The organism is Mesorhizobium sp. EU05-FHT14A09 (assembly GCF_058790995.1).
This window is the reverse complement of record NZ_JBYTDF010000003.1, coordinates 253,831-277,915: the sequence shown is the minus strand read 5'-3', so window position 1 is coordinate 277,915 and position 24,085 is coordinate 253,831. Positions and strand designations below refer to the sequence as shown.

26 protein-coding genes are annotated in these 24,085 nt (G+C 62.4%); 6 read left to right on the top strand and 20 right to left on the bottom strand.

Translation table 11 applies throughout. The features are described from left to right. From AC3WTO_RS12920 to AC3WTO_RS12905, 4 genes are all read right to left on the bottom strand, one after another. Entirely contained in the window at window positions 1-903 is a 903-nt protein-coding gene (locus AC3WTO_RS12920; protein WP_492461133.1) for a branched-chain amino acid ABC transporter permease, read from the bottom strand. Between the two features lie 334 nt (window positions 904-1,237). Next, window positions 1,238-2,239 (bottom strand): 4-hydroxyproline epimerase, encoded by a 1,002-nt coding sequence (locus AC3WTO_RS12915; RefSeq protein ID WP_492461132.1) that lies wholly within the window; start codon window positions 2,237-2,239, stop codon window positions 1,238-1,240. Window positions 2,240-2,253: 14 nt separating this feature from the next. Beyond that, on the bottom strand, window positions 2,254-3,498 hold the full coding sequence (locus AC3WTO_RS12910; RefSeq protein WP_492461131.1) for an NAD(P)/FAD-dependent oxidoreductase: 1,245 nt from the start codon (window positions 3,496-3,498) through the stop codon (window positions 2,254-2,256). 37 nt (window positions 3,499-3,535) lie between these two features. Beyond that, window positions 3,536-4,429 carry a dihydrodipicolinate synthase family protein gene (locus AC3WTO_RS12905; RefSeq protein WP_492461130.1) on the bottom strand — a complete coding sequence of 298 codons (894 nt, stop codon included), beginning with the start codon at window positions 4,427-4,429 and terminating at the stop codon, window positions 3,536-3,538. A gap of 109 nt (window positions 4,430-4,538) precedes the next feature. Between AC3WTO_RS12905 and AC3WTO_RS12900 the strand changes: the two genes are divergently transcribed. Beyond that, a complete protein-coding gene (locus tag AC3WTO_RS12900) occupies window positions 4,539-5,210 on the top strand; it encodes a GntR family transcriptional regulator (RefSeq protein WP_492461129.1) in 672 nt (223 codons plus the stop codon). 48 nt (window positions 5,211-5,258) lie between these two features. On the opposite strand, the gene AC3WTO_RS12895 is transcribed toward AC3WTO_RS12900, so the two are convergent. Further along, window positions 5,259-5,534: a hypothetical protein gene (locus tag AC3WTO_RS12895; protein ID WP_492461128.1), complete on the bottom strand. Its 276-nt coding sequence runs from the start codon at window positions 5,532-5,534 to the stop codon at window positions 5,259-5,261. Window positions 5,535-5,725: 191 nt separating this feature from the next. After that, window positions 5,726-6,316, bottom strand: coding sequence for a hypothetical protein (locus AC3WTO_RS12890; protein WP_492461127.1), 591 nt, complete (start codon window positions 6,314-6,316; stop codon window positions 5,726-5,728). Here AC3WTO_RS12890 and AC3WTO_RS12885 point away from each other — a divergent pair. Both AC3WTO_RS12885 and AC3WTO_RS12880 read left to right on the top strand, forming a co-directional pair. Further along, window positions 6,315-6,938 (top strand): hypothetical protein, encoded by a 624-nt coding sequence (locus tag AC3WTO_RS12885; protein ID WP_492461126.1) that lies wholly within the window; start codon window positions 6,315-6,317, stop codon window positions 6,936-6,938. The genes AC3WTO_RS12890 and AC3WTO_RS12885 overlap by 2 nt on opposite strands. Next, window positions 6,938-7,165, top strand: coding sequence for a helix-turn-helix domain-containing protein (locus AC3WTO_RS12880; protein WP_492461125.1), 228 nt, complete (start codon window positions 6,938-6,940; stop codon window positions 7,163-7,165). Before AC3WTO_RS12885 ends, AC3WTO_RS12880 begins: the two co-directional genes overlap by 1 nt. 152 nt (window positions 7,166-7,317) lie before the next feature. Here the strand turns inward: AC3WTO_RS12880 and AC3WTO_RS12875 are convergent, their stop codons facing one another. Then, entirely contained in the window at window positions 7,318-8,814 is a 1,497-nt protein-coding gene (locus AC3WTO_RS12875) for a CoA-acylating methylmalonate-semialdehyde dehydrogenase (protein WP_492461124.1), read from the bottom strand. A 179-nt stretch (window positions 8,815-8,993) separates the two neighbouring features. Here AC3WTO_RS12875 and AC3WTO_RS12870 point away from each other — a divergent pair, with 179 nt between their 5' ends. From AC3WTO_RS12870 to AC3WTO_RS12860, 3 genes are all read left to right on the top strand, one after another. After that, entirely contained in the window at window positions 8,994-9,875 is an 882-nt protein-coding gene (locus AC3WTO_RS12870; protein ID WP_492461123.1) for a LysR family transcriptional regulator, read from the top strand. Window positions 9,876-9,963: 88 nt separating this feature from the next. After that, a complete protein-coding gene (locus tag AC3WTO_RS12865) occupies window positions 9,964-10,596 on the top strand; it encodes an RNA polymerase sigma factor (RefSeq protein WP_492461122.1) in 633 nt (210 codons plus the stop codon). Window positions 10,597-10,602: 6 nt separating this feature from the next. Next, window positions 10,603-10,995: a VOC family protein gene (locus tag AC3WTO_RS12860; protein WP_492461121.1), complete on the top strand. Its 393-nt coding sequence runs from the start codon at window positions 10,603-10,605 to the stop codon at window positions 10,993-10,995. A 69-nt stretch (window positions 10,996-11,064) separates the two neighbouring features. Here the strand turns inward: AC3WTO_RS12860 and AC3WTO_RS12855 are convergent, their stop codons facing one another. The 13 genes from AC3WTO_RS12855 to proB form a co-directional block, all read right to left on the bottom strand. Then, on the bottom strand, window positions 11,065-12,318 hold the full coding sequence (locus AC3WTO_RS12855; protein ID WP_492461120.1) for a D-amino acid dehydrogenase: 1,254 nt from the start codon (window positions 12,316-12,318) through the stop codon (window positions 11,065-11,067). 193 nt (window positions 12,319-12,511) lie between these two features. Continuing rightward, entirely contained in the window at window positions 12,512-13,042 is a 531-nt protein-coding gene (locus AC3WTO_RS12850; RefSeq protein WP_492461119.1) for a GreA/GreB family elongation factor, read from the bottom strand. Then, window positions 13,039-13,473 carry a nucleoside diphosphate kinase regulator gene (gene rnk / locus AC3WTO_RS12845; RefSeq protein WP_492461118.1) on the bottom strand — a complete coding sequence of 145 codons (435 nt, stop codon included), beginning with the start codon at window positions 13,471-13,473 and terminating at the stop codon, window positions 13,039-13,041. Before rnk ends, AC3WTO_RS12850 begins: the two co-directional genes overlap by 4 nt. 280 nt (window positions 13,474-13,753) lie before the next feature. Beyond that, window positions 13,754-14,962, bottom strand: a complete 1,209-nt coding sequence (alr, locus tag AC3WTO_RS12840; RefSeq protein WP_492461117.1) for an alanine racemase — start codon at window positions 14,960-14,962, stop codon at window positions 13,754-13,756. A 47-nt stretch (window positions 14,963-15,009) separates the two neighbouring features. Next, the gene (locus AC3WTO_RS12835) at window positions 15,010-15,531 is read right to left on the bottom strand and encodes an RNA pyrophosphohydrolase (protein ID WP_492461116.1); all 522 of its coding nucleotides are present in this window, start codon (window positions 15,529-15,531) and stop codon (window positions 15,010-15,012) included. Between the two features lie 2 nt (window positions 15,532-15,533). Continuing rightward, a complete protein-coding gene (locus AC3WTO_RS12830; RefSeq protein ID WP_492461115.1) occupies window positions 15,534-16,706 on the bottom strand; it encodes a divergent polysaccharide deacetylase family protein in 1,173 nt (390 codons plus the stop codon). A 125-nt stretch (window positions 16,707-16,831) separates the two neighbouring features. Then, on the bottom strand, window positions 16,832-18,163 hold the full coding sequence (locus tag AC3WTO_RS12825; RefSeq protein WP_492461114.1) for a S41 family peptidase: 1,332 nt from the start codon (window positions 18,161-18,163) through the stop codon (window positions 16,832-16,834). Window position 18,164: 1 nt separating this feature from the next. Continuing rightward, window positions 18,165-19,466, bottom strand: coding sequence for a murein hydrolase activator EnvC family protein (locus AC3WTO_RS12820; protein WP_492558414.1), 1,302 nt, complete (start codon window positions 19,464-19,466; stop codon window positions 18,165-18,167). A gap of 293 nt (window positions 19,467-19,759) precedes the next feature. Next, window positions 19,760-20,242: a 23S rRNA (pseudouridine(1915)-N(3))-methyltransferase RlmH gene (gene rlmH, locus AC3WTO_RS12815; RefSeq protein WP_492461111.1), complete on the bottom strand. Its 483-nt coding sequence runs from the start codon at window positions 20,240-20,242 to the stop codon at window positions 19,760-19,762. A gap of 126 nt (window positions 20,243-20,368) precedes the next feature. After that, window positions 20,369-20,746: a ribosome silencing factor gene (rsfS, locus tag AC3WTO_RS12810; RefSeq protein WP_492461537.1), complete on the bottom strand. Its 378-nt coding sequence runs from the start codon at window positions 20,744-20,746 to the stop codon at window positions 20,369-20,371. 174 nt (window positions 20,747-20,920) lie between these two features. Next, on the bottom strand, window positions 20,921-21,508 hold the full coding sequence (locus tag AC3WTO_RS12805; protein WP_492461536.1) for a nicotinate-nucleotide adenylyltransferase: 588 nt from the start codon (window positions 21,506-21,508) through the stop codon (window positions 20,921-20,923). Between the two features lie 127 nt (window positions 21,509-21,635). Further along, on the bottom strand, window positions 21,636-22,922 hold the full coding sequence (locus AC3WTO_RS12800) for a glutamate-5-semialdehyde dehydrogenase (RefSeq protein ID WP_492461110.1): 1,287 nt from the start codon (window positions 22,920-22,922) through the stop codon (window positions 21,636-21,638). A gap of 2 nt (window positions 22,923-22,924) precedes the next feature. Beyond that, window positions 22,925-24,076: a glutamate 5-kinase gene (proB, locus tag AC3WTO_RS12795; protein ID WP_492461535.1), complete on the bottom strand. Its 1,152-nt coding sequence runs from the start codon at window positions 24,074-24,076 to the stop codon at window positions 22,925-22,927. Window positions 24,077-24,085: the final 9 nt, after the last annotated feature.

Sequence of the window (24,085 nt, the reverse complement as noted above, 5' to 3'; positions counted from 1 at the left end):
TCAGACCTTTTCGACTTCTGGCCGGCCGAGGATGCCGGATGGCAGGAAGATCAGCACGATCGCCAGGATCGAGAAGGCGGCGACGTCCTTGTAGTCGATGGAGAAATACGCCGACCACATGCTTTCGATGAAGCCGATGAGCAAGCCGCCCAGCACGGCACCCGGCAATGAGCCGATGCCGCCGAGAACCGCCGCGGTAAAGGCTTTTACGCCCGGCACGAAGCCATCGGAGAAGGAGACGACGCCGTAATACATCAGGAACAGCGTGCCGGCGACGGCAGCCAGCGCAGCGCCCATGATGAAGGTGATGGAGATGGTGCGGTCGACATCGATGCCGAGCAGCGCTGCCATCTTGCGGTCCTGTTCGCATGCACGCTGTGCGCGGCCGAGTGCCGTCCTGTTGACCAGATACCAGAACAGCGCCAGCAGCACCGCCGTAACCACCACGATGATGATCTGCTTCAGCGAAACGGAGATACCGCCAATGTTATAGACCTGGCTGACCATCGGCGGGATCGGCTTGTTGCGAGGACCCTGCGTGACCTGCACGAAGTTGGAGAGCGCGATCGACATGCCGATGGCCGTAATCAGCGGAGCGAGGCGGAACGACCCACGCAGCGGGCGATAGGCGACCTTTTCGATCGTCCAGTTATAGAGGCTTGTAAGCAGCATCGCGACGATCATCATGATCAACAGCGCAATGACCACCGGCACCGAGGCGAACATGGCGCCGAGGATCAGGAATACGATCAACGCGGTAAACGCCCCGACCATGAAGATATCGCCATGGGCGAAGTTGATCATACCGATGATGCCGTAGACCATCGTGTAGCCGATCGCGATGAGTCCATAAATGGACCCGAGCGTCAGCCCGTTCACAAGCTGCTGAACGAAATACTGCATATTCCCGAGGCTCCCCTGAGGCGTCGCCTGCCCTGGCGCGTCTCTCTCGTATTTCCCCTAGTCGTAAGGTCTCAAACCCAGATTGCAACGGCATTTTTCTATCGTCTGGCGCGTGTTTTCAATGCGCCTTGCGACTGCCTTATTATCGTTGCCCGGTTCGTGGACTACGGCGGACCGTATCATTGGCACAAAGCAATGTCTTTGACGATTCCGAATTAGTTTGCATGGATTTTCGAAGCTTCGGTCGTCAAAATCGGTTAAAAAGACGAATTCTTGCGTCTTTTCGACCGGTCACATTTCCTCCTTATTCGCCGACAAACCCATTTTCGATCGCTTAGTTGACGATGAAGCCATGCGCGAACGGGTCGCGGTCATCGATGAAAATCGTATTCAATCCCGTCATGCGCGCCCAACCTCCGATCGACGGCACGATCGCAGGCTTGCCGGCTACCGAAACCGCCTTCTCGACGCGGCCCCTGAACAGCGAGCCGATGATTGATTCGTGCACGAAATCGTCGCCCTCCTTCAGCCTTCCCTTCGCGGCGAGCTGCGCCATGCGGGCCGAGGTTCCGGTACCGCACGGAGAGCGATCGATCGCCTTGTCGCCGTAGAACACGGCATTGCGCGCATGCGCCTCGGGGTGCCTCGGAGCGCCCGTCCAGAGCATGTGGCTCAGCCTGTTGATCCCCGGATTCTCCGGATGCACGAAACTGTACTTTTCATTCAGACGCTTGCGCACGACCGGGCTCCAGGCGATCAGATCGCCAGCCGAATGATCGGCCATATCCCGATAGTTCTGCTGCGGCTCGACGATGGCGTAGAAGTTGCCGCCATAGGCGACATCGACCTTGATCTCGCCGAGCACCGGACATTCCACAGCCAACCCCTCTGCATAGAGGAAGCCCGGCACATTGGTGATGCGCACCTCTTCGACATATTCACCGACCTGTTTGTATTCGGCGATGACAAGGCCGGCGGGCGTATCAAGACGCAGCACGCCAGGGGTTTTCGGCTTCACCAGGCCGTTTTCGATCGCCATCGTCACCGTGCCGATCGTGCCGTGCCCGCACATTGGCAGGCAACCCGATGTTTCGATGAACAGGATGGCGATGTCGCAATCCTCGCGCGTCGGCGGATAGAGGATCGAGCCGGACATGACATCATGGCCGCGCGGTTCGAACATCAGCCCGGTGCGGATCCAGTCATATTCGGCCAGGAAATGCGCGCGGCGCTCCATCATCGTCGAACCCTTGAGCAAGGGCCCGCCACCCGCGACGAGGCGCACCGGATTGCCGCAGGTATGGCCGTCGATGCAGGTGAAGGTGTGACGCGCCATTTTTGCCTGTCCAGTCAGAAGCGGGTTGGAGAAAAAGGTGCAAGGTCGATCGCCGCAGCTTGCCCCAGCACCAGATCGCGGATCAAGCGCCCGGTGCCGGCCGCCTGGGTGAGCCCGAGATGACCATGCCCGAATGCGTAGAACACATTGGCTGCGGCATGAGCCCGGCCGATGACGGGCAGCGAGTCCGGCAGCGACGGACGAAAACCCATCCATTCGCGGCCGCCGACAGGATCGAGGCCTGGCAGGAACTGCCGGGCCTTTTCAAGCATGGCGCGCGAACGCGCGAAGTTCGGAGCGCGCTTCAGACCACCTAGCTCCACCGCGCCACCGACCCGCAATCCCGTCGACAGCGGGGTGATGACGAAGCCATGGCCGGAAAAGATCAGCTGTCGTTTCACGTCGAAGGCCGTGGCCGGCAATGTGGTGTTGTAGCCGCGCTCGGTCTCGAGCGGGATCGTATCGCCGAAGGCGCGGACGAGTTGGCGCGACCATGCGCCGGCTGCCACGAGCAGGCGACCGGCGCGCCGGCTGGTACCGTCCGCCAGCGAGAGGCTGACGCCTCGGTCATCGGCGCTGACCTGCATCACGGGCGCCTTCTCGAAACGCGCTCCCTCGCGTTCCGCATAAGCCCAGACTGCCTTTCCCAGCAGCTTGGGATCGGCGACTGTCTTCCAACCCGGCACGAAGGTGCCCTTGATGAAACGGGAAGCAAGTCCGGGCTGCAGTTCGGCAAGCTCTGCGCCTTCGACATGACGATAGCCGATGCCGAAGCGGTCGCGCGCGCCCCAACCCGACAGGGACGCGCGAAATTCCGCATCGCTTTCGTAGAGTTCGAGCGAACCGTCCTCGCGCAGCATGGATCGCGTCTCGGAGCGGTCCATCAGCGCCATCCATTCGGCTTCGGCCAGCCGCATCATCGCCGCCTGCGCGGCGAGGCTCGCTTCATGGTGGCGGGGCGCGCCGGCGCGCCAGAACCGCCACAACCAGGGCAGCAATGTCGGCAGATAGGCAGGCGGAATGGACAGCGGCCCCAGAGGGTCAGCCAGCCATTTCGGCAAATTGCGGATCATGCCCTTCTGGGCGAGCGGGAGAACGTCGGAAAAGGCAAAGGCGGCTGCATTGCCGGAACTGGTTTCCTCGCAGACGCCGGTCCGGTCGAACACCACCACATTGCGGCCGGCCTCCGAGAGGTACGCAGCAGCACAGATGCCGACGATGCCGGCACCAATGATGGCGATGTCGATCTCCTCCGCCACGCGAACCTCGCTACCCCTCCCCGGCTTGCGCTTGACTTCAGAACTGCGGCAGGGTTGGCCGCACCGCAAGCGCGTCCTTCACCACCTTTTCGACCGCCTTGCGGCGTTCACCCGAAAGCGGCTGACGCGGCATGCGTACACGATCGTTGGTGCCCAGCGCGAACACCTCGGCCAGCTTGATGTTCTGAACCAGATAAGTCGAGACATCGAGGTCCAGCAGGGGACGGAACCAGCGGTAGATCGCCAATGCCTCTTCGCGACGGCCCTGCTTCATCAGCTGGTAGATGGCCACCGTCTCGCGCGGGAAGGCCGTGACCAGGCCAGCGACCCAGCCGATGGCACCAACGGACAGCGCCTCGAAGGCCAGATTGTCGACACCGGTAAACAGATCGAAGCGATCTCCGAAATGGTTGATGATCTCGGTCGAGCGACGGATGTCGTCGGAGGATTCCTTTACGGCCACGAACAGTGGCTCGGAAGCCAGTTCTTCCATCACCTCGACGGTGACGTCGACACGATACGCGACCCGGTTCGAGTAGATCATCACCGGCAGGCCGCCGGCAGTCGCGACCGCCTTCAACGCAGCCACGGTCTCCTGCGGGTTGGTATGGTAGATCGGGCTTGGCACGACCATGAGGCCGTCCGCACCTTCCTTCGCCGCACGCGTGGCCGTCGCTGCCGCTTCGCGGGTGCCGGCCTCGTTGATCGTCAGCAGGACCGGCTTCTTGCCGGCAACCTTGCGTGCCGTCTTCAGCACATCGATCTTCTCGTCGAGTGACAGCATCGGGCCTTCGCCGAGCGAACCCGCCACGATGATGCCGTCGCAGCCGGCCTCCATCTGCAGCGCGAAACAGCGCTCCATCTCGGCATGGTCAAGCGCATCGTCAGCCGTGAACTTGGTGGTGACGGCAGGGAAAACTCCAGTCCACATAGGGTCTCTCCATCTGATATATCACTGATATATCTCTTATGAATTCCTTCTGTCAATTGGCTTTACGGGCTGATATATCAAAAAATATATCAACGCGGACGAAGCGACCTTGAACACGGCAGAGCTTGAAACGGAACGTGGTGAAACCGCTGAATCGGTCAGCGCCAAAGCCTATCGCGTACTCGAAAAAATGATCGTCACGCTCGAGCTCGCCCCCGGCAGCGTCACCACCGAAAGAGCCCTCATCGAAAAATTGTCACTCGGTCGCACGCCGGTTCGGGAGGCGATCCAGCGTCTCGCCTGGGAGGGGCTCGTCGCGGTGCGTCCACGCGCCGGCCTCGAAATCGCTCCCCTTCATGCGGGAGACTGGCTGAAAGTGCTCGACGCGCGTCGCGGCATCGAAACCATTCTCGCTCGCTCGGCCGCTCGTTTCGCCACACCGGAAATCGTCGCTCGCCTGCAAGCAACCGCGCTGGCCATGCACGACGCCGTCGTCGGCAGCGACGTCATCGGATACCTCGAAGCGGATAAATCGCTCGACGAGGCAATGGCGCTCGCTGCGGACAATCAGTTCGCCGCCCGGCTGGTCGCACCACTGCAGACACACAGCCGTCGTTTCTGGTTTCGTTTTCAAAGCGGCACCGGTCTCGCCGAGGCGGCTGGAAATCACGTCACACTGATCCGCGCCATCCTGGAACGTGACCAGGATGCAGCCGCGGCCGAAGCCGACAGGCTGATGGCGCTGTTGCGCCTGCACGCCCAGGCTGCGGCAATGCGATAGGCCCCCTCAGCTGTCACGCTCCCTGACTTTGGCCGTCGTCGTGTTTTCCTATCCGTCGCCGGCACCCATGATGCAGGTCCGGCCGCTTAAATCGGTGATCAGAACCGTCCAGGTACCGGCCGTCGAAACATAGATCTCGACGACTGCGACCTCGCCGATAAGGCCGTAACCAACCTGATGTTCCTGAAAGAGTTGACCAAGCCTGGCAACGATGACGTCACGCGGACCGCAACTGACCTGCGCGTCCGCCTGCGATGGCGTAAAAGTCATCAAAACGGCAGCGGCAAGCGACTTCAACCATCGAAAAGCTGAATGACGTGCCATCCGGCACCTCCTTCGCCCGCTTGCATCGGCCGAGGGAGGCACATGGGCAGCCTCAATATACCGATGCGCTCAAGGCGGAACGCAGCGACCTCATCATGTCGCTCCTTGTGTTTACCCGCATGGCCCCGACTTATCGCGGACCTTCATGATTCGATATGGTGGCAGTCGCCGCGAAAACAAGCGCCGCGCCGTCATCCGTCCGAACAGGCCGGGAACCGCGCGATGGCGTCACTGCCGAACAAGGCGCGCAGATCGATAGCCGTTGTGAGCGGGAAGAATTTCTCGCCCGGTTTCACACGCATGTAGATCGCCGCGGTCAGCGGGCCATCATGGATGACGCCACTGCGGCAACCGCCCTTGATCGTCACCGAGATATTGCCTTTTCCATCGCGTCGACCGGTCTCCCGAAAGGCGCGTGCCTTTGCCAACCCCGCCGCCAGCCGCTCGACATCCTTCGCCGCGACCTTGGCTTGCTGGATGTGCTCGAAACTTGGGCTGGCCGCGACGCCCGGTGTCTTGTCGCCCTCGACGATTTCGAGCATCGCGATCTCCTGCACCGGACCATAAGGCCCCGGCGCCTGCAGCGAAAAGTCCAGCACGACATCGCCGGTACGCAGCTTGAGTGCGGCCGGCATCACAGCCGCGACGGCGAGGATCTTCGGATCCGCCGACAACGGATCCATCCTGGCAAGTTTGAGAAGGGCGGAAGGGGTGACGGAGGCACAGCCTGCAATGGCAAGAGCGGCAGTGACAACGCAGATGCGCGATATACATTTCAGCATGATCATATCCATATTTGACAGCCAATTATTATTGTTTTACGATAATAAATGTAATCGTCAAGATAAGGACCACATCATGACAGAACGTGAGCGTGCCCGCCGGTTGAGCCGGCAGCTGGAGTTTTTCGTCACCGCAATCATCGCGGTGATCCTGGCTGTGGCAGGAATTGGACTGGCATGGGCGCTCGCCCAGCCGAACAAATTCGTTCCCTTCGCGGCCCAGCAATATGATTTTGCCATCCCCGCGCAGGGCTCGAATATCACCGGCGTTCTTCTGGCGGCGGCCTTCCTGGCTCAAACGGTACCGATGGTTTTCGGTCTGCTCAGTCTTCGCTCTGCCTTCCGTGCAATCGCCCGACACGAAACGATAGGCATAGAGGCCGCCCGCTGGCTGCGCCGCGCCGGCATCGCCTTTTTCGTCAACGCGCTGGCAATTCTTGTCTCACGGCCTGTCGTTTCCCTGATCCTGTCTATCGACATGCCGCCCGGACAGCGCTTCCTTTCCATCGGTTTTGGAACGCCCGAACTGCTGACCCTGCTGGTGTCCGGCGTGCTGGTGATGTTCGGGCACTTGATGACCGTGGCCGCAGAAGTCGAAAACGAAAACAAGCGGTTCATCTGATGCCGATCGTCGTCAATCTCGATGTCATGCTGGCACGCCGCAAGGTGCGGTCGAAGGAACTCGCCAGCAAGGTCGGTATCACCGAGCAGAACCTGTCGCTGCTCAAATCCGGCAAGGTGAAGGGTGTGCGGTTTTCGACATTGTCTCGAATATGCGCCGAACTCGACTGCCAGCCAGGCGATCTGCTCGAATACCAGCAGGGAGTCGAGGAAGAAGACGAGGCATAAAAAAACGGGCGCCAGAGGCGCCCGTTCTATTTTCAGCACGATGGATCGGCTTAGTTCATCGTCGAAATGACAAACTCCGCGCCATCCTTGATGCTCAGCGGCGCGCCCGCAGCCGCTTCGCGGCGAGGACGCGCAAACCCGAAAACGTCGGGCTAGTTCATCGTCGGAATGACGAATTCCGCACCATCCTTGATGCCCGACGGCCAACGCGAGGTGACCGTCTTGGTCTTGGTGTAGAAGCGGAATGCGTCCGGGCCGTGCTGGTTGAGATCGCCGAAAGACGAAGCCTTCCAGCCGCCGAAGGTATAGTAGGCGATCGGGACCGGGATCGGCACGTTCACACCGACCATGCCGACCTGGACGCGGCTGGCGAAATCGCGCGCAGCGTCGCCGTCGCGGGTGAAGATGGCGACGCCATTGCCCATTTCGTGGTCGTTGGCGAGCTTGATCGCATCTTCGTAGCGCGGTGCACGCACCACCGAAAGCACCGGCCCGAAGATCTCTTCCTTGTAGATCGTCATGTCAGGCGTCACCTCGTCGAACAGGCAGCCACCCATGTAATAGCCGTTCTCGTAACCCTGCATCTTGAAGCCGCGGCCATCGACAACCAGCTTGGCGCCTTCCTTGACGCCGAGATCGACGTAACCCTTGATGCGCTCCAGCGCCTGACTGGTCACGACCGGGCCGAAATCTGCGGCGGAATCGGTCGAGGGGCCAACCTTCAGGCTCTCGACACGCGGGATCAGCTTTTCCATCAGCCGGTTGGCGGTGTCGTTGCCGACCGGAACCGCAACGGAGATAGCCATGCAGCGCTCGCCGGCCGACCCGTAGCCGGCGCCGATCAGGGCGTCGACGGTCTGGTCCATGTCGGCGTCCGGCATGATGATCATGTGGTTCTTGGCGCCGCCGAAGCACTGCACACGCTTGCCTGCCGCGCAACCGCGCGAATAGATGTACTGCGCGATCGGCGTCGAGCCGACAAAGCCGATGGCTTTGATGTCCGGATCGTCCAGGATGGCGTCGACCACTTCCTTGTCGCCGTTGACGACGTTGAGGACGCCTTCCGGCAGGCCAGCCTCGATGAACAGTTCGGCAATGCGCAGCGGCACGCCCGGATCACGCTCGGAAGGCTTCAGGATGAAAGCGTTGCCGCAGGCGATGGCCGGGGCGATCTTCCACAACGGGATCATGGCCGGGAAGTTGAACGGCGTGATGCCGGCAACGACGCCGAGCGGCTGGCGCATCGAATACACATCGATGCCGGGACCGGCGCCATCGGTGAACTCGCCCTTCATCATGTGCGGCGCGCCGATGCAGACCTCGACGACTTCGAGACCACGCTGGATATCGCCCTTGGCGTCGGCGATGGTCTTGCCGTGTTCGCGAGCCAGAATGTCGGCGAGCGAGTCATATTCGCGGTTGGCGAGTTCCAGGAACTTCATCAGCACGCGGACGCGGCGCTGCGGGTTGACCGCGGCCCATTTCACCTGTGCTTCCTTTGCATTCTCCACCGCGGCGCGCAGTTCAGCCTTCGAGGCGAGCGCCACGGTGCCGCGCACCGAGCCGTCCATCGGCTGCATCACGTCCTGCTTGCGGCCGCTGGTCCCGGCGACACGCTTGCCACCGACGAAATGACCGTAGTCGATCATGGTTCTCTCCCTGGATTTTGATTGAAACCATTCTCCGTCTTTAGGAACGGGAACGCAACGTGAGCGAAATCGCAGCCGTTGTGCAAAAATTATAGATCGATCTGGACACAAGCATCAAACGACGCAAAGATGCTTCACTTTTCCTCACCGCAGGACCTCACGACCACCATGGAGATATCATGAACTGGGACGACGTGCGCATCTTCCTTGCCGTTGCCCGCACCGGCCAGATCCTGGGAGCGGCCAAACGGCTGGAATTGAACCACGCCACCGTCTCCCGACGCATCGCCACCCTGGAAGAGGCGTTGCGCACCAAACTGTTTCGGCGGCTCACCACGGGCTCGGAACTGACACCGGCCGGCGAGCGTTTCCTCGACATCGCCGAACGCATGGAAGCCGAAATGATCGCCGCCCGCTCCACGGTAGCCGGCGAAGGCGACGACATTTCCGGCACGGTGCGCATTGGTGCGCCCGACGGTTTCGGCGTTGCCTATCTCGCACCAAGGCTCGGTGCGCTGACAGCGCTGCATCGGGAGCTTACCGTGCAGCTGGTGCCGGTACCCCGGTCTTTCTCACTGTCGCGACGAGAGGCCGATATTGCCATCACGGTGGAGCGGCCGACGGAAGGCCGGCTGGTCGCCGGCAAGCTGGTCGACTATACGCTCGGCCTCTACGCCTCTCGCGCCTATGCGGAAAACAATGGCCTGCCGCGGAATCGCGAAGACCTGAAAGACCATACACTGATCGGCTACGTGCCGGACCTGATCGTCAGCCAGTCGCTCGACTATGCCGCAGAATTCAGCCACGACTGGCATTCGACATTCGCCATATCCTCGGCCATGGGCCAAGCGGAAGCCGTACGCTCCGGCGCCGGCGTCGGCATCCTGCACACCTTCGTCGCCCGTTCGATGCCCGAACTGGTGTCCGTGGAAGCGGCCCCGCCCATCCGCCGCGCCTACTGGCTGGTCTACCATGAGAGCGTACGCCAGCTCAGGCGAATCCAGGTGGTGGCTTCCTTCATAGCCGGACTTGTCGAAAAGGATCGCGCCCTGTTTCTTTAGAAGCAATTCCAGGAAAAGTGTGTAGCGGTTTTCCGTCCGCAATTTCGTCAAAACAAAGAGGCTGGGCGTTTCAGCTCGGGAGAAAATTGTGTTGTCGCGACCCTATGTCGAGCTGATGCGCCAAGCCCAACGCGCGTCGAGGCGGCCGGACGAGGCGGAAGATCTTCTTCAGGCCGTGCTGCTTTCGGCAATCGAGGCTGGCCGCTGCGATCTTTCCTGTCCCGACAATCGCCGATGGTTGCAGGGCGCCATCCGCAAGCGGGCCGCATTCGAAGCCCGCACCGCCATACGCCGGCGCCAGCGCGAAACCCGCTGGCAGGCTGAACCAGCAGCGTCCGTCACGCAGGAGATCATGCCCAGCGCCTTTGTGGCGACGTTGCCAGCGGCGCTCCGAACCACCGCGCTGCTCGCATTGACCGGCCATACGCGCCAGGAGATCATCTGGCTGCTGCAGCTCTCCGACCCGACCTTGCGGCAACGCATCGCCGAGATCCGGCGGCGCTGGCGCAACGCCGGTGGCGATCGGCTGGAGGATATTCCCGGCCTCGACGGCACGCTGCATTTCGGCCGTATCCGCCACGCGCTGCTCGGACCGGCCCGTCGCGACGGCGTGCTTCTCGCCAGCCATGACCCCGATGGTCATCTTTTTTTGGTGAGCATCCCCTCACAAATCGGCATGGCGCGGCAACAGAGCCAACGCAAACCCTCGAACCAGGAGTAGACACCCGTGTTTCGCAACAGAAAGCTTGGCACCATCTGCTATTTCGTCGCCGACATCGGCCGCACCGAAACCTTCTATCGCGACGTTCTCGGCCTCGAGATCGAGAATATGGGCGATGCTGGCGATGGCCATGACTGGCTGATGGCCAAGACCGCCAACGGCATCGAACTGATTTTCTTCCAGCAGGAATCGCGACCGGGCAACTCGCCCATCATCGTCTTCGAGATCGCGGAAGGCGGCATTGACGACGTCGTTGCCGGCCTGGCGGAAAAAGGCGCCACCATCGTCACGCCGGTCAGCCATGCCCCGGGGGGATGGTCGGCCGAGATCGCCGACCCGGACGGCCACCAGATCTCGATGTATCAGTCGGAAGAGCAGCCGCGTTCGCTGAAGGCATAGCAACAGCCGGCAACGCTGGCATTCAACACGCCGGAACTTCGCAAGTTCCGGCGTGTTCCCAAAACAGGATCAGGCGTAGCGGGACATGCCAAGTTCGCCGACGTCGATATCCGGCTTCTTGCCCGACACGATGTCGGCCAGCACCCGCCCCGATCCGCAAGCCATGGTCCAGCCCAGCGTACCGTGGCCGGTGGAGAGGAAAAGATTGTCGTAGCGCGTCTTGCCGATGATCGGCGGGCCGTCCGGCGTCATTGGCCTGAGCCCGCACCAGAAACTCGCCTTCGACACGTCGCCGCCGCGTGGGAACAGGTCGGTGACCGAGTGTTCGAGCGTCGCGCGCCGCGCCGGACGCAGGGCAAGGTCATATCCGGAAATCTCGGCGGTGCCGCCGACGCGGATGCGATCGCCGAGGCGCGTGATCGCGACCTTGTAGGTCTCGTCCATGACGGTCGATTCCGGCGCACCGGCGGCATCAGAGATCGGCACCGTGATCGAATATCCCTTGATCGGATAGACCGGTATCGAAAGGCCGAGCGGCTTCAGCATGATCGGGGAATAGCTGCCGAGCGCGCAGACATAGGCGTCCGCCTTCAGCAGGCCTTCGCTGGTATCGACCCCGGCGATACGCCCACTTTCGGTGGCGATGCCCTTGATCGATGTGTTGTAGCGGAAGTTCACGCCACGCTTGGCCGCGTGTTCGGCGAGCCTTTCGGTGAACATCTTGCAATCGCCGGTTTCGTCGCCCGGCAGCCGAAGACCGCCGACGAACTTGCCCCTGACGTTGGCCAGCGCCGGCTCCGCGCCGATGCAGCAGGCCGGATCCAGCACCTCGTAAGGCACACCGAACTGCTTCAGCACTTCGATATCGCCGGCGGTGCCGTCAAGCTGCTTCTGGTTGCGGAACAGCTGCAGGGTGCCCTTGGCACGGTCGTCATATGCGATGCCGATTTCTGCGCGCAGCGCCTTCAGGCAATCGCGGCTGTATTCGGCGATCGGCACCATGCGCGCCTTGTTCACCGCATAACGTGCCTCGGTGCAGTTGCGCAGCATCTTCAGCACCCAGGACACCATTGCTGGATCGACCTTGGGGCGGATCACCAGCGGACCGAAATGCATCAGGAGCCATTTGATCGCCTTGACCGGAACACCGGGTCCTGCCCAGGGCGACGAGTAACCCGGCGAAACTTCGCCAGCATTCGCGAAGCTGGTTTCCAGTGCAGGACCATTCTGGCGGTCCACCACCGTCACCTCATGACCGGCTTCCGCCAGATAATAAGCGGCGGTCACCCCGATCACGCCGCTGCCAAGTACCAGAATTCTCATACGCCCCGCTCCTAGAGCACGATCCCGAAAGCTACGGAATCATGCGACAAATAAAGATGGAGCGGAATGCCTTGATCGCATTCGCCCCGGCGCATCGGCCCGAAAATCAGAGTGATCCTCGGCACGATGCGCAACCTCAAGACCCGGAAACACCTTCGTGTCCAAACGAACGGGAGGTGCTCCAATCACCCGGTCAAGCCGCTGTCGGGCCGCCCGGATCGTCATCGGCCCCTGTCTGCCGGATTTTCTCCACCGCGCCAAGTGGTGGCATAATGCTATTGGCACTGTAGACCAGTCGGAGCGCCGGCCGTGCCTGTCGGGCGATGCTCGCACGACGCGCCGCTTCCGGCTGGAACAACACTTTGACGACGCGGATCGGATCGCTCTCGCCGCCCGGCCGTTCGACGAAGCCGGTTTCGCCCTCCGACATGCCAAGCAGCGAAAGTCCCCATGGCGTCGTCACCGGCAGGCTGGCGCCGACGACGCCGCGGACCTCGTTCTGGATCACAGTGCGCGTTTCCGCCGGATTGGCGCCGATGCGAAACGTGACGCGACTGTTGATGGTCACGACATCGGCATCGATGGAATCGATCAGGACCACCATGGCATTGGCGAGCTTCTTCTCCAGAACCGGCACCAGCGGATCGTCCAGCGCGCGCCGGCGCTCCAGCATCGTTTCCAGAATGGCGAAATCCTTGGTGGTGAGGCGGCAGGTCCTGTTCATGCCCGGGCCTCACCTGCGGATCGATCCGCATGCGGCGGCTCGACGGCGACAATGTCGAGCGCCATCTCGCGACCGTCGCGTGTGGTCCAGCGAACACAATCGCCGACCGCGGCGCCGATTAGAGCGGTTCCCAGCGGCGTAAGCACGGAAATTCGTTGAGCGGCAATGTCCGCTTCGGCCGGATACACCAGCGTCATTCGCTGTTCGGCGCCGCCGCTGTTTCGCGCAACGACCGTGGATCCCATGCGTACGACGGTATCCGGCAGGGTCCCGGGGGCAGCTACTATTGCGCGGTCCATTTCGGAAAGCAGTTCTTCGGCGGTGTCGGGCAGCCGGTCGAGCGATGCCCGCGCCAGGCCGGTCAAGCGGCCATGGTCATTCGCAGTCACCAGAATGGTATCGGGTGGACGGACCTTAATTGATCTTTGCATGTTGGATTCCTTCGGGTTGATGATGCATCGGGACGATGCATGGCCGGCCGCACGCGTGGCGGCCTTCAATCGAACCGACGCGCGTTCACACCGCCTTCAGTTCGAAAATCAATTCTGTTTTTGAAAAAAGCCCCGGTACGGACGGACGCACGAGGGCGTCCGCGCCGGGGCTACGCTCCCGCGATAGGGCAGATCCTGAAGCAGGTCCGGATATGGGCGAGAGTGCTCATGTCGCGAGCCTTGCCGACCCGACACGGCTTGTCAAGCATGACGGGATCGCTCAGCCGCCGACGTAGCGCCGGTGGAAGCGACGGCCAAGGCTGGTCAGCACCTCATAGCCGATCGTGCCGGCGACATCGGCCACCGTGTCCAGCGGATGCGACGGGCCAATGAGCTCGACCAGATCGCCTTCCTTCAGCCGTCCCTCGGGCAACGCGGAGATGTCGAGGATGATCGAATCCATCGATACCCTGCCAATGAACGGCAATTCGGCGCCATCGAAAAAGGCTGCCGCCGAAGTTCGACGATGCCAGCCGTCGGCATAGCCCAGCGCGATCGTCGCCGTCCTGAGCGGACCGCTGGCGTGAAAAGTGTGGCCGTAGCCGACTCCTGCCCCGGCGCTGATCTGGCGGGTCTGGATCACCTTGGCTTCCAGCTTGATCACCGGCTGCATCGGATTCTTGCGCCCCGGCGTCGGATTGATGCCGTAAAGCGCGGCTCCCGGGCGCGCCAGGTCGTGATGATAGGCTTTGCCGAGAAAGATGCCGGAGGAGTTGGCAAAAGAAAGCGGTGCCGGTGGCAGCATCCTGCGCAGCCGTTCGAACTCCAGTCTTTCGGCCTCGTTGGCGCCATGCTCCGGCTCATCGGCGCAAGCGAGATGGCTCATCACCAGCTTGAGTTCGACGCCTTCGAAGGCGGATGGATCGGCCGCCAGCGCTTCCACCTCGACCGGCGCCATGCCGATACGCGACATGCCGCTGTCGACCTGGATCGCCGCCGGCAGTGTCTTGCCCAGCCGGCGCGCAAGATTGCGCCATGCAGCGAGCTGTCCGGTGCTGTTGACGACCGGGATGAGTCCGGCAGCCTCCCCTTGCACTTCTGATCCCGGCAGAAACCCGTGCAGAACGAAAATGGCCGGCAAAGCGCCCAAGGCGTCACGCAGCAGAATGCCTTCCCACAGATGAGCAACGAAGAAGGTGTCGCATCCCTCCTTGCGCAAAACGTTCGCCACTTGCGCGGCACCAAGCCCGTAGCCGTCAGCCTTGACGACGCCGGCGCAGGCAACGCCTTCGAGGCGAGCCTTTAGCCGGCGATAGTTTTCGCGGATGGCACCGAGATCGATGGTGAGGATGGCACCGGCTGCCGCCTCATCGGGCTGCACCGGCGTATGGAGCGTCTTTTCAGTCAATTCGGGTGGTCTAGAGCTTTCACCGTTCTTGGAAACGGCGGAATGCTCTATCTCCTTTTCCTGCGCAAATCCTCGCGGCATCGACCATCTTCGACTCCACGCGGCAATACGATTGGCTCCTGCAACGGTTATGCCACCAGATGCCGGAAGGCTGCAACGACCTCTTCGTAGACCTTCCGTTTGAACGGCACGATGAGATTGGGCAGGTCGTCCATCGGCTTCCAAGCCCAGTCGTCGAACTCCGCGTCATGGCCACCGGGGGGCGGATTGATCTTGATCTCGCTTTCATCGCCGCGGAAGCGGAATGCGAACCATTTCTGTGTCTGGCCGCGATAGCGTCCTTTGAAGGCGATGCCGACCAGATCGCGCGGCAGGTCGTAGTTGATCCAGTCCGACGCCTCGGCAAGAAGATCGAGGCTTTTCATCCCGGTCTCCTCATAGATTTCCCGCCGCGCCGCGACCAGCGGCTCCTCGCCCTTGTCGATGCCGCCCTGCGGCATCTGCCAGAGCTGCGTCGTGCCGGAAAATTCGCTGTCCGGTTCGGCGATGCGGTGTCCGACCCACACCAGCCCTCGGTCGTTCAGCACCATGACGCCGACACAAGGGCGATAAGGCAGGGTTTCGGGATCGACCAGTCTGTTCTTCGCCATGCCTATTTCCGCTCCGGATCGATCGCCACTGCCGAGATCGGCACGATCTCGATACCGCGTTTCTTGGCCTCGTTCACCCAGGACACGACAGCATCGACGGTGACATTGAAAGCCGAGCCCGTTCCGACGGCATATCCTTTGGCGCGGGCCGTCGCTTCGAGCTCATCTAGTTTTTTCAGGATGGCGCCACGCTCCTGCACACCGTCGATCGCAGTGTCGGCAATCGCCAGCGGCACGCCGTCCTTCTTCGCTAGGTCGGGTGCGACGCTGCGCGCCGACGATCCGTCGTCGAGATAACCGATGCCTCGCCTGGCGAGTTCCGCCATCACCGGCGCAAAGGCCTCGGCATCCCCCGAGAAACGCGCGCCCATGTAATTCATCACTGCCGTATAGTTCGTCGTCCGCGACAGCACCCAGCGCAGGTTCTTCAGGTTCTCTTCCTCACCGGCGTCGACGGTCAGCGTGCTGCGGCCCGGATTCACGTTGGGATAATCGAACGGTTCCAATGGCAGTTGCATGACGATCTCGTGGCCGCGCCGACGTGCCTCCTGCATCCAGCGGCCGATGCTGTTGCCTTGCGAAGCGAAAGCGAGCGTCACTTCGCCGGGCAGCTTGGCGATCGCCGATTGCGTACCGGTTTGCGACACGGCGAGCCCGCCAATGACGATGGCGACGCGGGCACCCCGCGCACCGGACCATGGCCGGGCATAGACATCGAACGGTCGCCGGCCATCGGCCGATCGGATCGGCAAGGGACCGCCTTCCCCGTCTTCGATCAGCGCCTTGTCGGGCAGATGCGCGACGGACAGGTTCTGGCCGACGGCGGAAGCGTCCTGGATGACGATGCCGGCCTGCCCGCCCGTCTCGGTGGGCTGAACGCGGATGATCTGCGGCCCGTCGCTCTTCTTCGGCTGCGCCGCCGGCTTTGGTGCCGCAGCCGGGGCCTGGGCCGCCGTTTCAACCGGCTTGGTGTCCTGCGCCACGGAAGTGGCGACAACTTCGGGCTTGCGGAACGGCTTTTCGCCGAGGGCGATCACCGCTGAAGCGCCAACAACCACCAAAACCGCCAAAGCCGCTGCCATCTGTCCGCGGCCAAACCGCCGCGCAGGACGTGGCGCGGGCGCCCGGACCGACTGTCCGAGCGGGCGTTCGATCTCCTTGGTGAAATCCGCCAAGCCGCTAACCCCTGCGTAGGCAAGTCCCCGAATCAAACTGCCGGAACCTTGCGGTCCCGGCAGCATCGCATTGCTTGGTTCGAGCGGCCAGTATCCTTTGAAAGAACCGCCGCGAAGCGCCAGTCTTACTGGTTCATCACCGCCTTGTCGGGGTTCGGCGGGAAGGCCGGATCGGTCTTTTCGCCACGCAGCAACTGTTCAGCGAAGATCAGTTGCAGGTCGTTCTTCGGATCCGGCGGCACATAGGCAGCGGAGCCGGACCCCTGCGAGCTCTCTTCAGCGCCCTTGATGTGACCCTTGAGGTCGGACTCACCGCGGGTCAGATCACGACCCTGCAGTTCCGCCGGCACCGGCTGATCGACCTTGATGTCGGGCGTGATACCCTTGCCCTGGATCGATTTGCCGGACGGCGTGTAGTAGAGCGCCGTGGTCAGGCGGAGCGCACCGTTTTCGCCAAGCGGGATGATGGTCTGCACCGAACCCTTGCCGAAGGACTGTGTGCCGACAACCGTCGCGCGCTTCAGATCCTGCAGCGCGCCGGCGACGATTTCGGAGGCACTGGCCGAGCCGCCATTGACGAGCACCACCAGCGGCTTGCCGTCGATCTCATCGGTCGTCTTGGACTTGGCGTCGAAACGGGTCACGTCCTTGGGATCGCGGCCACGCGTCGAAACGATCTCGCCGCGCTTCAGGAAGGCGTCGGAAACCGACACGGCCTGATCGAGCAGGCCACCTGGATTGAGGCGCAGGTCGAGCACATAGCCCTTCAGCTTGTCCTTCGGCACCTGCTTCCTGATCTCTGCGATAGCATTCTGCATATCGTCATAGGTCTTCTCAGTGAAGGAGGTGATCTTCATGTAGCCGATGTCGTTCTCAACGCGGAACTTCACCGCCTTGACCTTGATGATGTCGCGCACCACGGTCAATTCGATCGGCTTGTCGGCACCCTGACGCAGGATGGTCAGCTTGATCGGCGTGTTGACCGCGCCACGCATCTTGTCGACGGCGTCGTTGAGCGTCAGGCCGCGGACTTCGTCGCCATCGATCTTGGCGATGTAGTCGCCTGCCATCACACCGGCTTTCGCCGCGGGCGTATCGTCGATCGGCGTGATGACCTTGACCAGGTCGTTCTCCATCGTGACCTCGATGCCGAGACCGCCGAACTCGCCCTTGGTCTGCACGCGCATGTCCTGCGCCTGCTCGGAATTCATGTAGGACGAATGCGGATCGAGTGACGACAGCATGCCGTTGATCGCATTTTCCACGAGAGACTTGTCATCCGGCGGCGTCACATACTGCGCGCGCACGCGCTCGAAGATATCGCCGAAAATGGCGAGTTGCTTATAGGTGTCGGAGCCTGCCGCATTCGCCGCCGAGCTTGGAACCCCATAAACCAGGCTCATGGCAGACGCGCCCATCAGCGCGCCAGCAACCAAGAGCGACAGTTTCCGCATCATCTTACGTCCTTCCAGAAAATCGCTCCGCCCACCATGGGTTAGGATCGACGGGTTTTCCATCCTTGCGGAACTCGATGTAGAGCTCCAGCGTGGTATTTCCATTCTGCGTTGCCGATGTGCTCGCTACGCGGGCCTCGCCCATGGTTCCGATCGGCTCACCCGCGAGCACGGCCTGGCCAGCCGCTACGTTCAATTTGCTCATTCCGGCCAGAACGACATGATAGCCGTCGCCGGCATTCAGGATCAAGAGTTGTCCATAGGAACGAAATGGTCCTGCATAAAGGACACTCCCATCCGCCGGCGCGGTGACGATGGAGCCCGATTGTGTCGCAACCATGTCGCCCTGCATGGTGCCGCCGGTGCCGTCCTCGCCGCCGAAACGGCGCCGGATCTTGCCTGTCACGGGCAGCGACACCTGACCCTGCATGGCCGAAAACGGTACGGAGGAGGCCAGGCGGTTCGCTTCCGGAACCCCGGCGGCCGCTTCCTTGGCGTCGGCATCCGCCTGGGACGCAGCCTCCCGGCGAGTTTTTTCTTCCGCCTTGCGCGTTTTTTCGGCTTCGGCGTCCAGCGATGCGATCAGATCCTTCAGGCTCGACGCCTTCGCCGCAAGGTCGCGCGCCTTTTTCTGTTCGCCCGCCAGCGCGGTTTCGGTCTCGTTCTGCAATCTCTCCTTGGCTTGAAGCAGCAGGTTGAGCCGCTGCTTCTCGGCCAGCTGATCGGTCACCGCCGCCGCCAGCCGCGTCCGTTCCGCCTCGATCGAAGCCGTCACGCGCGACAGCTCCTTCAGTTCGGTCACGACGATCTCGGTGCGGTGCCGCAATTCGGGCACCACCGCTCCCAGCAGAATGGCGCTGCGCACCGATGACAGCGCATCCTCAGGCTTGACCAGAATGGCGGGGGGCGGGTTCAACCCCATACGCTGCAGCGCACCGAGCACTTCCGCCAACACATCGCGGCGAGCGGCAAGCGATTCGCGCAGTTTCTTTTCCTGATCCTTCAGCCCGCCGAGCTTGCCGCCGATGTCCTCGATATCCTGGCCGAGCTTCTGCTCGGTCTTGGCCGACTGGATCAGCGCCGCTGTGACCGAAGCCGAATCCTTCTTAACAGTGGCGATATCGGCGGCGAGTTTGCTCAGCCGTTCGGCGGAAAGCGTGATTTCCTTGGAAACCCGCTCATATTCGGCACGGCTTTCATCCATGCCGGTGGTCGTGTCGAGCGTGTTTTCGGCGTGCGCGGAAAACGACACGACAAGCGCGGCAGCAATCAAGCAGCCGCGCATGAAACGGGGTTTCGATTCCATACGCTCAAACATGGAGGCCGACTGTATTTCCGGCTTCGTTAACGAACCATCAACCATAAATGTCCGCGCCCTGCCCGCGGGCCTTCTCGGACCGCAATGGGGCGAAAATCGGTCGGCCGGGCTGCCGCTGGAGCAATTCCAGCAAAAGTGCGCAGCGGTTTTGCGTCCGGAAATTGCGTTAAACAAGAGATATAGCGTTTCCGTTTTTCACGGAAACGCGGAAGCGCTCCAAGTTTTGTTTTTGCCGCATTTTTGTAACGCCAGGTGATCCCAGTCGGCTACAAAATGCTCTGTCATGATCGGTGGTAAGGATGCCCGGCAAGGATCGTTCCCGCCCGGTAAAGCTGTTCGCCCAGCATCACCCGTACCAATTGATGCGGCCAGGTCATGGCGCCCAGCGACACCACCAGATCGGCCTGGTCGCGCAGCGACTGATCGTGACCGTCAGCACCACCGATGGCTATGACCACAGCTTTGCGGCCGCCGTCGCGGAACAGTCCGATGCGGCCGGCGAACTCTTCGGAGGAAAACGACCGTCCCCGCTCGTCGAGCAGGATCAAGGCTCCGCCGGGTTGCAGCAGGGTCTGCAGCTTCTGGCCTTCCTCGCGCCGGCGTTCGCTGGCGGTCTGGCCACGGCTCTCCGGGATTTCGGTGACACCGGAGAATTCGAGCCCGAGCGCGGGACCGCTTTTGGCGAAGCGATCGAAGTAACGAGCTGCCAAATCTCTTTCGGGGCCGGCTTTCATCCGGCCCACGGCATGTATGATGATCTTCATCCCTGCCTCTAGAGCGTTTCCGTTTTAACGGAAACGCGGAAACGCTCTAACCCTCAGTTTTCACGCAATTCCGGACGGAAAACCGCTGCGCACTTTTCCTGGAATTGCTCCAAGGAGCCTCACGGCTCAGTGGAGGGTCTCTTCCTCGAGATCGGGTGCCTGCCACATCTTTTCAAGATTGTAGAATTCACGCACCTCGGGTCGGAAGACGTGGACGATGATATCGCCTGAATCGATCAGCACCCAGTCGGCGCTGGCCAGCCCCTCGACGCGCGCATCGCCGTAGCCGGCGTCCTTGAGCGCTTTGAGGAGATGATCGGCAACCGCCGTGACATGACGGTTCGACCGGCCGGACGCGACAACCATGTAGTCGCCGAGGCTCGATTTTCCCTGGATGTCGATGGAGACGATGTTTTCGGCCTTGGAGTCTTCCAGACTGGCAAGGACTGTCTTGATGGCGCGGGCCGAGGCGTCGATGCCGCCTATCCCGGCCGCCGAAGGCACGATGTCGGCCTTCTTCCGCAGTGCTGTTCTCAGTGTCTTTCCTTTCACGACAAGAACAACGAAGTCACCAACAAAATCAGGTGACGTTAATTAGATAGGCAGAGTCGCATTGCAGTTTCAAGACAAGCCAAGCCACACCTGTCCATCAAAGTGCTGATCTGTCTTGGAAAAGCGCTATTTCTTTGCCGCCTGCCGTATCGCGGTGGACGACAGCAGCGAGCGCGGGCCGTGGATGAAGGTCCAGGCCGGCGCCCGCATATGCGCCAGAATCGGGGCGTCGCCTTCATCGACCCGGGCGTAGTCGAAGGTCTTGGCGACTGCCGAAGACAGGAAGGACAGGGTTGCTCCGGGTCGATCGATGACGGCGATCGGGAAGGTCATGGCAATCTGTCGCCAGCGTTGCCAACGGTGGAAGTCGCGCAGCGAATCCGCCCCCATGATCCAGACGAAATCGACACCCGGGTTCTTGGCGCGCACCAGCGCCAGCGTGTCGGCGGTGTAGCGTATGTGATGGCTGGCCTCGAACGCCGTCACCTTGATGCGCGGATTCGTGGTGATCTTTTCCGAAAGCCGGATGCGCTCGGCGAGCGGCGCCAGTTCGCGCGTGCTCTTCAGCGGATTTCCCGGCGTGACGATCCACCAGAGCTGGTCGAGGGCAAGCTTCCTCAGCGCGATCTCGGCGACGAGCGAATGGCCGGCATGCGGTGGATTGAACGAGCCGCCGAACAGCCCGACCTGCATGCCCTTTTCGACATAGGGCATGCGCAGATAGCGGGCGGCGACACCGTCCGGCTTGCGCGCGGATTCGGTCCCTTGGCCGGCAGCGGTCGGAGGTCCGTCCGATGTCAAATTCTGGTCCCCAGCCGCCTTTTCCAGGACACGGAAGCGGTTAAGCCCGCACCTGCCCGTTGCCGCGCACGCGATATTTGAACGCGGTGAGCTGCTCGACACCGACCGGCCCGCGCGCGTGCATCTTGCCGGTGGCGATGCCGATTTCGGCACCCATGCCGAACTCGCCACCGTCGGCGAATTGCGTCGAGGCGTTGTGCAGCAGGATGGCGGAGTCGATCTCGTTGAAGAAGCGTTCGACAGCCGCGGCATCCTCGGCGACGATCGCTTCGGTGTGATGCGAGGAGAACGTCTCGATATGCTCGATGGCGCTGCCGACACCGTCGACCAGCTTCACCGCGATGATGGCGTCGAGATATTCCGTCACCCAGTCGGCATCCGTTGCCGGCGTCGCAGCGGAGAAGGCCTTCAGCACGTCGGCATCGGCGTGGATTTCACAGCCGGCGCTGCGCAGGGCTTCCAGCACCGGAACGAGATGCGTGGCAGCCACGGCGCGGTCGACCAGCAGCGTCTCCGCGGCCCCGCAGATGCCGGTACGCCGCATCTTGGCGTTGACCGCGATCTTCACCGCCATGTCGAGATCGGCCGACTTGTCGATGTAGAGATGGCAGATGCCCTCCAGATGCGCGAACACCGGAACACGCGCCTCGGTCTGCACGCGCTCGACAAGGCTGCGCCCGCCGCGCGGAATGATGACGTCCAGATTGCCGGACAAGCCCTTGAGCATCTCGCCGACGGCGGCGCGGTCGGTGGTCGGCACTAGCTGGATCGCGTCTTCCGGCAGTCCTGCGGCCTTCAGCCCTTCGGCAAGGCAGGCATGAATGGCGGCGGATGAATTGATGGAGTCAGACCCGCCGCGCAGCACCACGGCATTGCCGGCCTTCAGGCACAGTGCCCCGGCATCCGCCGTCACGTTGGGGCGGCTTTCATAAATGACGCCGATGACACCGAGCGGCGTGCGCACGCGTTCGATATGCAAGCCGTTGGGCCGGTCCCACTCGGTGATCACGTCGCCGACCGGGTCTTTCAGCGCCGCGATCTCGCGAATGCCGTCGCTCATAGCGCGGACGCGCGCCGGATTGAGTTTCAGCCGATCCATGAAGGACGGCGACAACCCTGCTTCCTCGCCATTCGCCACATCGATGGCGTTGGCTTCCAGGATCGCCTTCTCGTTGCGCAGAAGGGCGTCCGCCATGGCGGAGAGAGCGGCATTCTTGGCAGCGGTCGACGCGATCGCCAACGGTCGCATGGCAGCCCGCGCCTTACGGCCGATTGCGTCCATCAGTTGGACCGTGTCGGCAGCCGACCCTTCATGCAGCTTCAGCATGCTCATTCTCCACCTTGCGCGCCGGCCCCACCTTGCACACCAGCATGGCTGACCACCAGATCGTCGCGGTGGATCATTGCCGAACGCGCCTCATAGCCAAGCACCGTTTCGATCTCGGCGGTCTTGAGACCGGCGATTCTTACGGCATCGGCCGCATCATAGGCAACCAGTCCGCGCGCGATCTCGCGTCCCTCGGGCGACAGGATCGCCACGGTGTCGCCGCGCGCGAAATTGCCGCTCACCAACCTGACACCCGCCGGCAGCAGCGACTTGCCCGACAGCAGCGCACCGACGGCGCCGGCATCAACGGTCAGCCGCCCGGCTGGTTCCAACTGGCCGGCGATCCAGGTCTTGTAGCCCTTCACCGGTGTCGGGCTCGGCTTGAAGAACGTAGCACGTTCGCCGCGTTCGATCGCCATCAGCGGCGACAGGCGCGTGCCGGACGTGATCACCATGGCCGTGCCTGCCGCATTGGCGATCTTGCCGGCATCGAGCTTGGTACGCATGCCGCCGCGCGACAGTTCGGACGCCGCGGCACCCGCCATGGCTTCGATATCCGGCGTGATACGCTCGACCACCGGGATGAACGCGGCATTCGGGTCACGCGCCGGCGGCGCGGTATAGAGCCCGTCAATGTCGGAAAGCAGCACCAGCAGGTCCGCGCCCATCATGGTCGCGACACGCGCCGCCAGGCGATCGTTGTCGCCATAGCGGATTTCGGACGTCGCCACCGTGTCGTTCTCATTGATGACGGGCACGGCCTTCATCTTGAGCAGCGTCGAGATGGTAGCGCGGGCGTTGAGATAGCGCCGGCGCTCCTCGGTGTCGCCGAGCGTCAGCAGGATCTGGCCGGATTTCAGGCCATGGCCGCTCAGGGCATCCGACCAGGCACCGGCCAGCGCGATCTGTCCGACGGCGGCGGCAGCCTGGCTCTCCTCCAGCTTCAGGGCGCGTTTGCCGAGCCCGAGGATGGTGCGGCCGAGCGCGATGGCGCCCGAAGACACGACCAGCACCTCCGCACCGCCGGCGGCCAGCGTGCCGATGTCCTGCGCCAGCGAGGCCAGCCATTCACGCTTCAGCCCGGTGGTGCGGTCGACGAGCAGCGCCGAGCCGATCTTGACCGTGATTCGGCGATATTTCTTCAGGGACTGCACTGACATGTC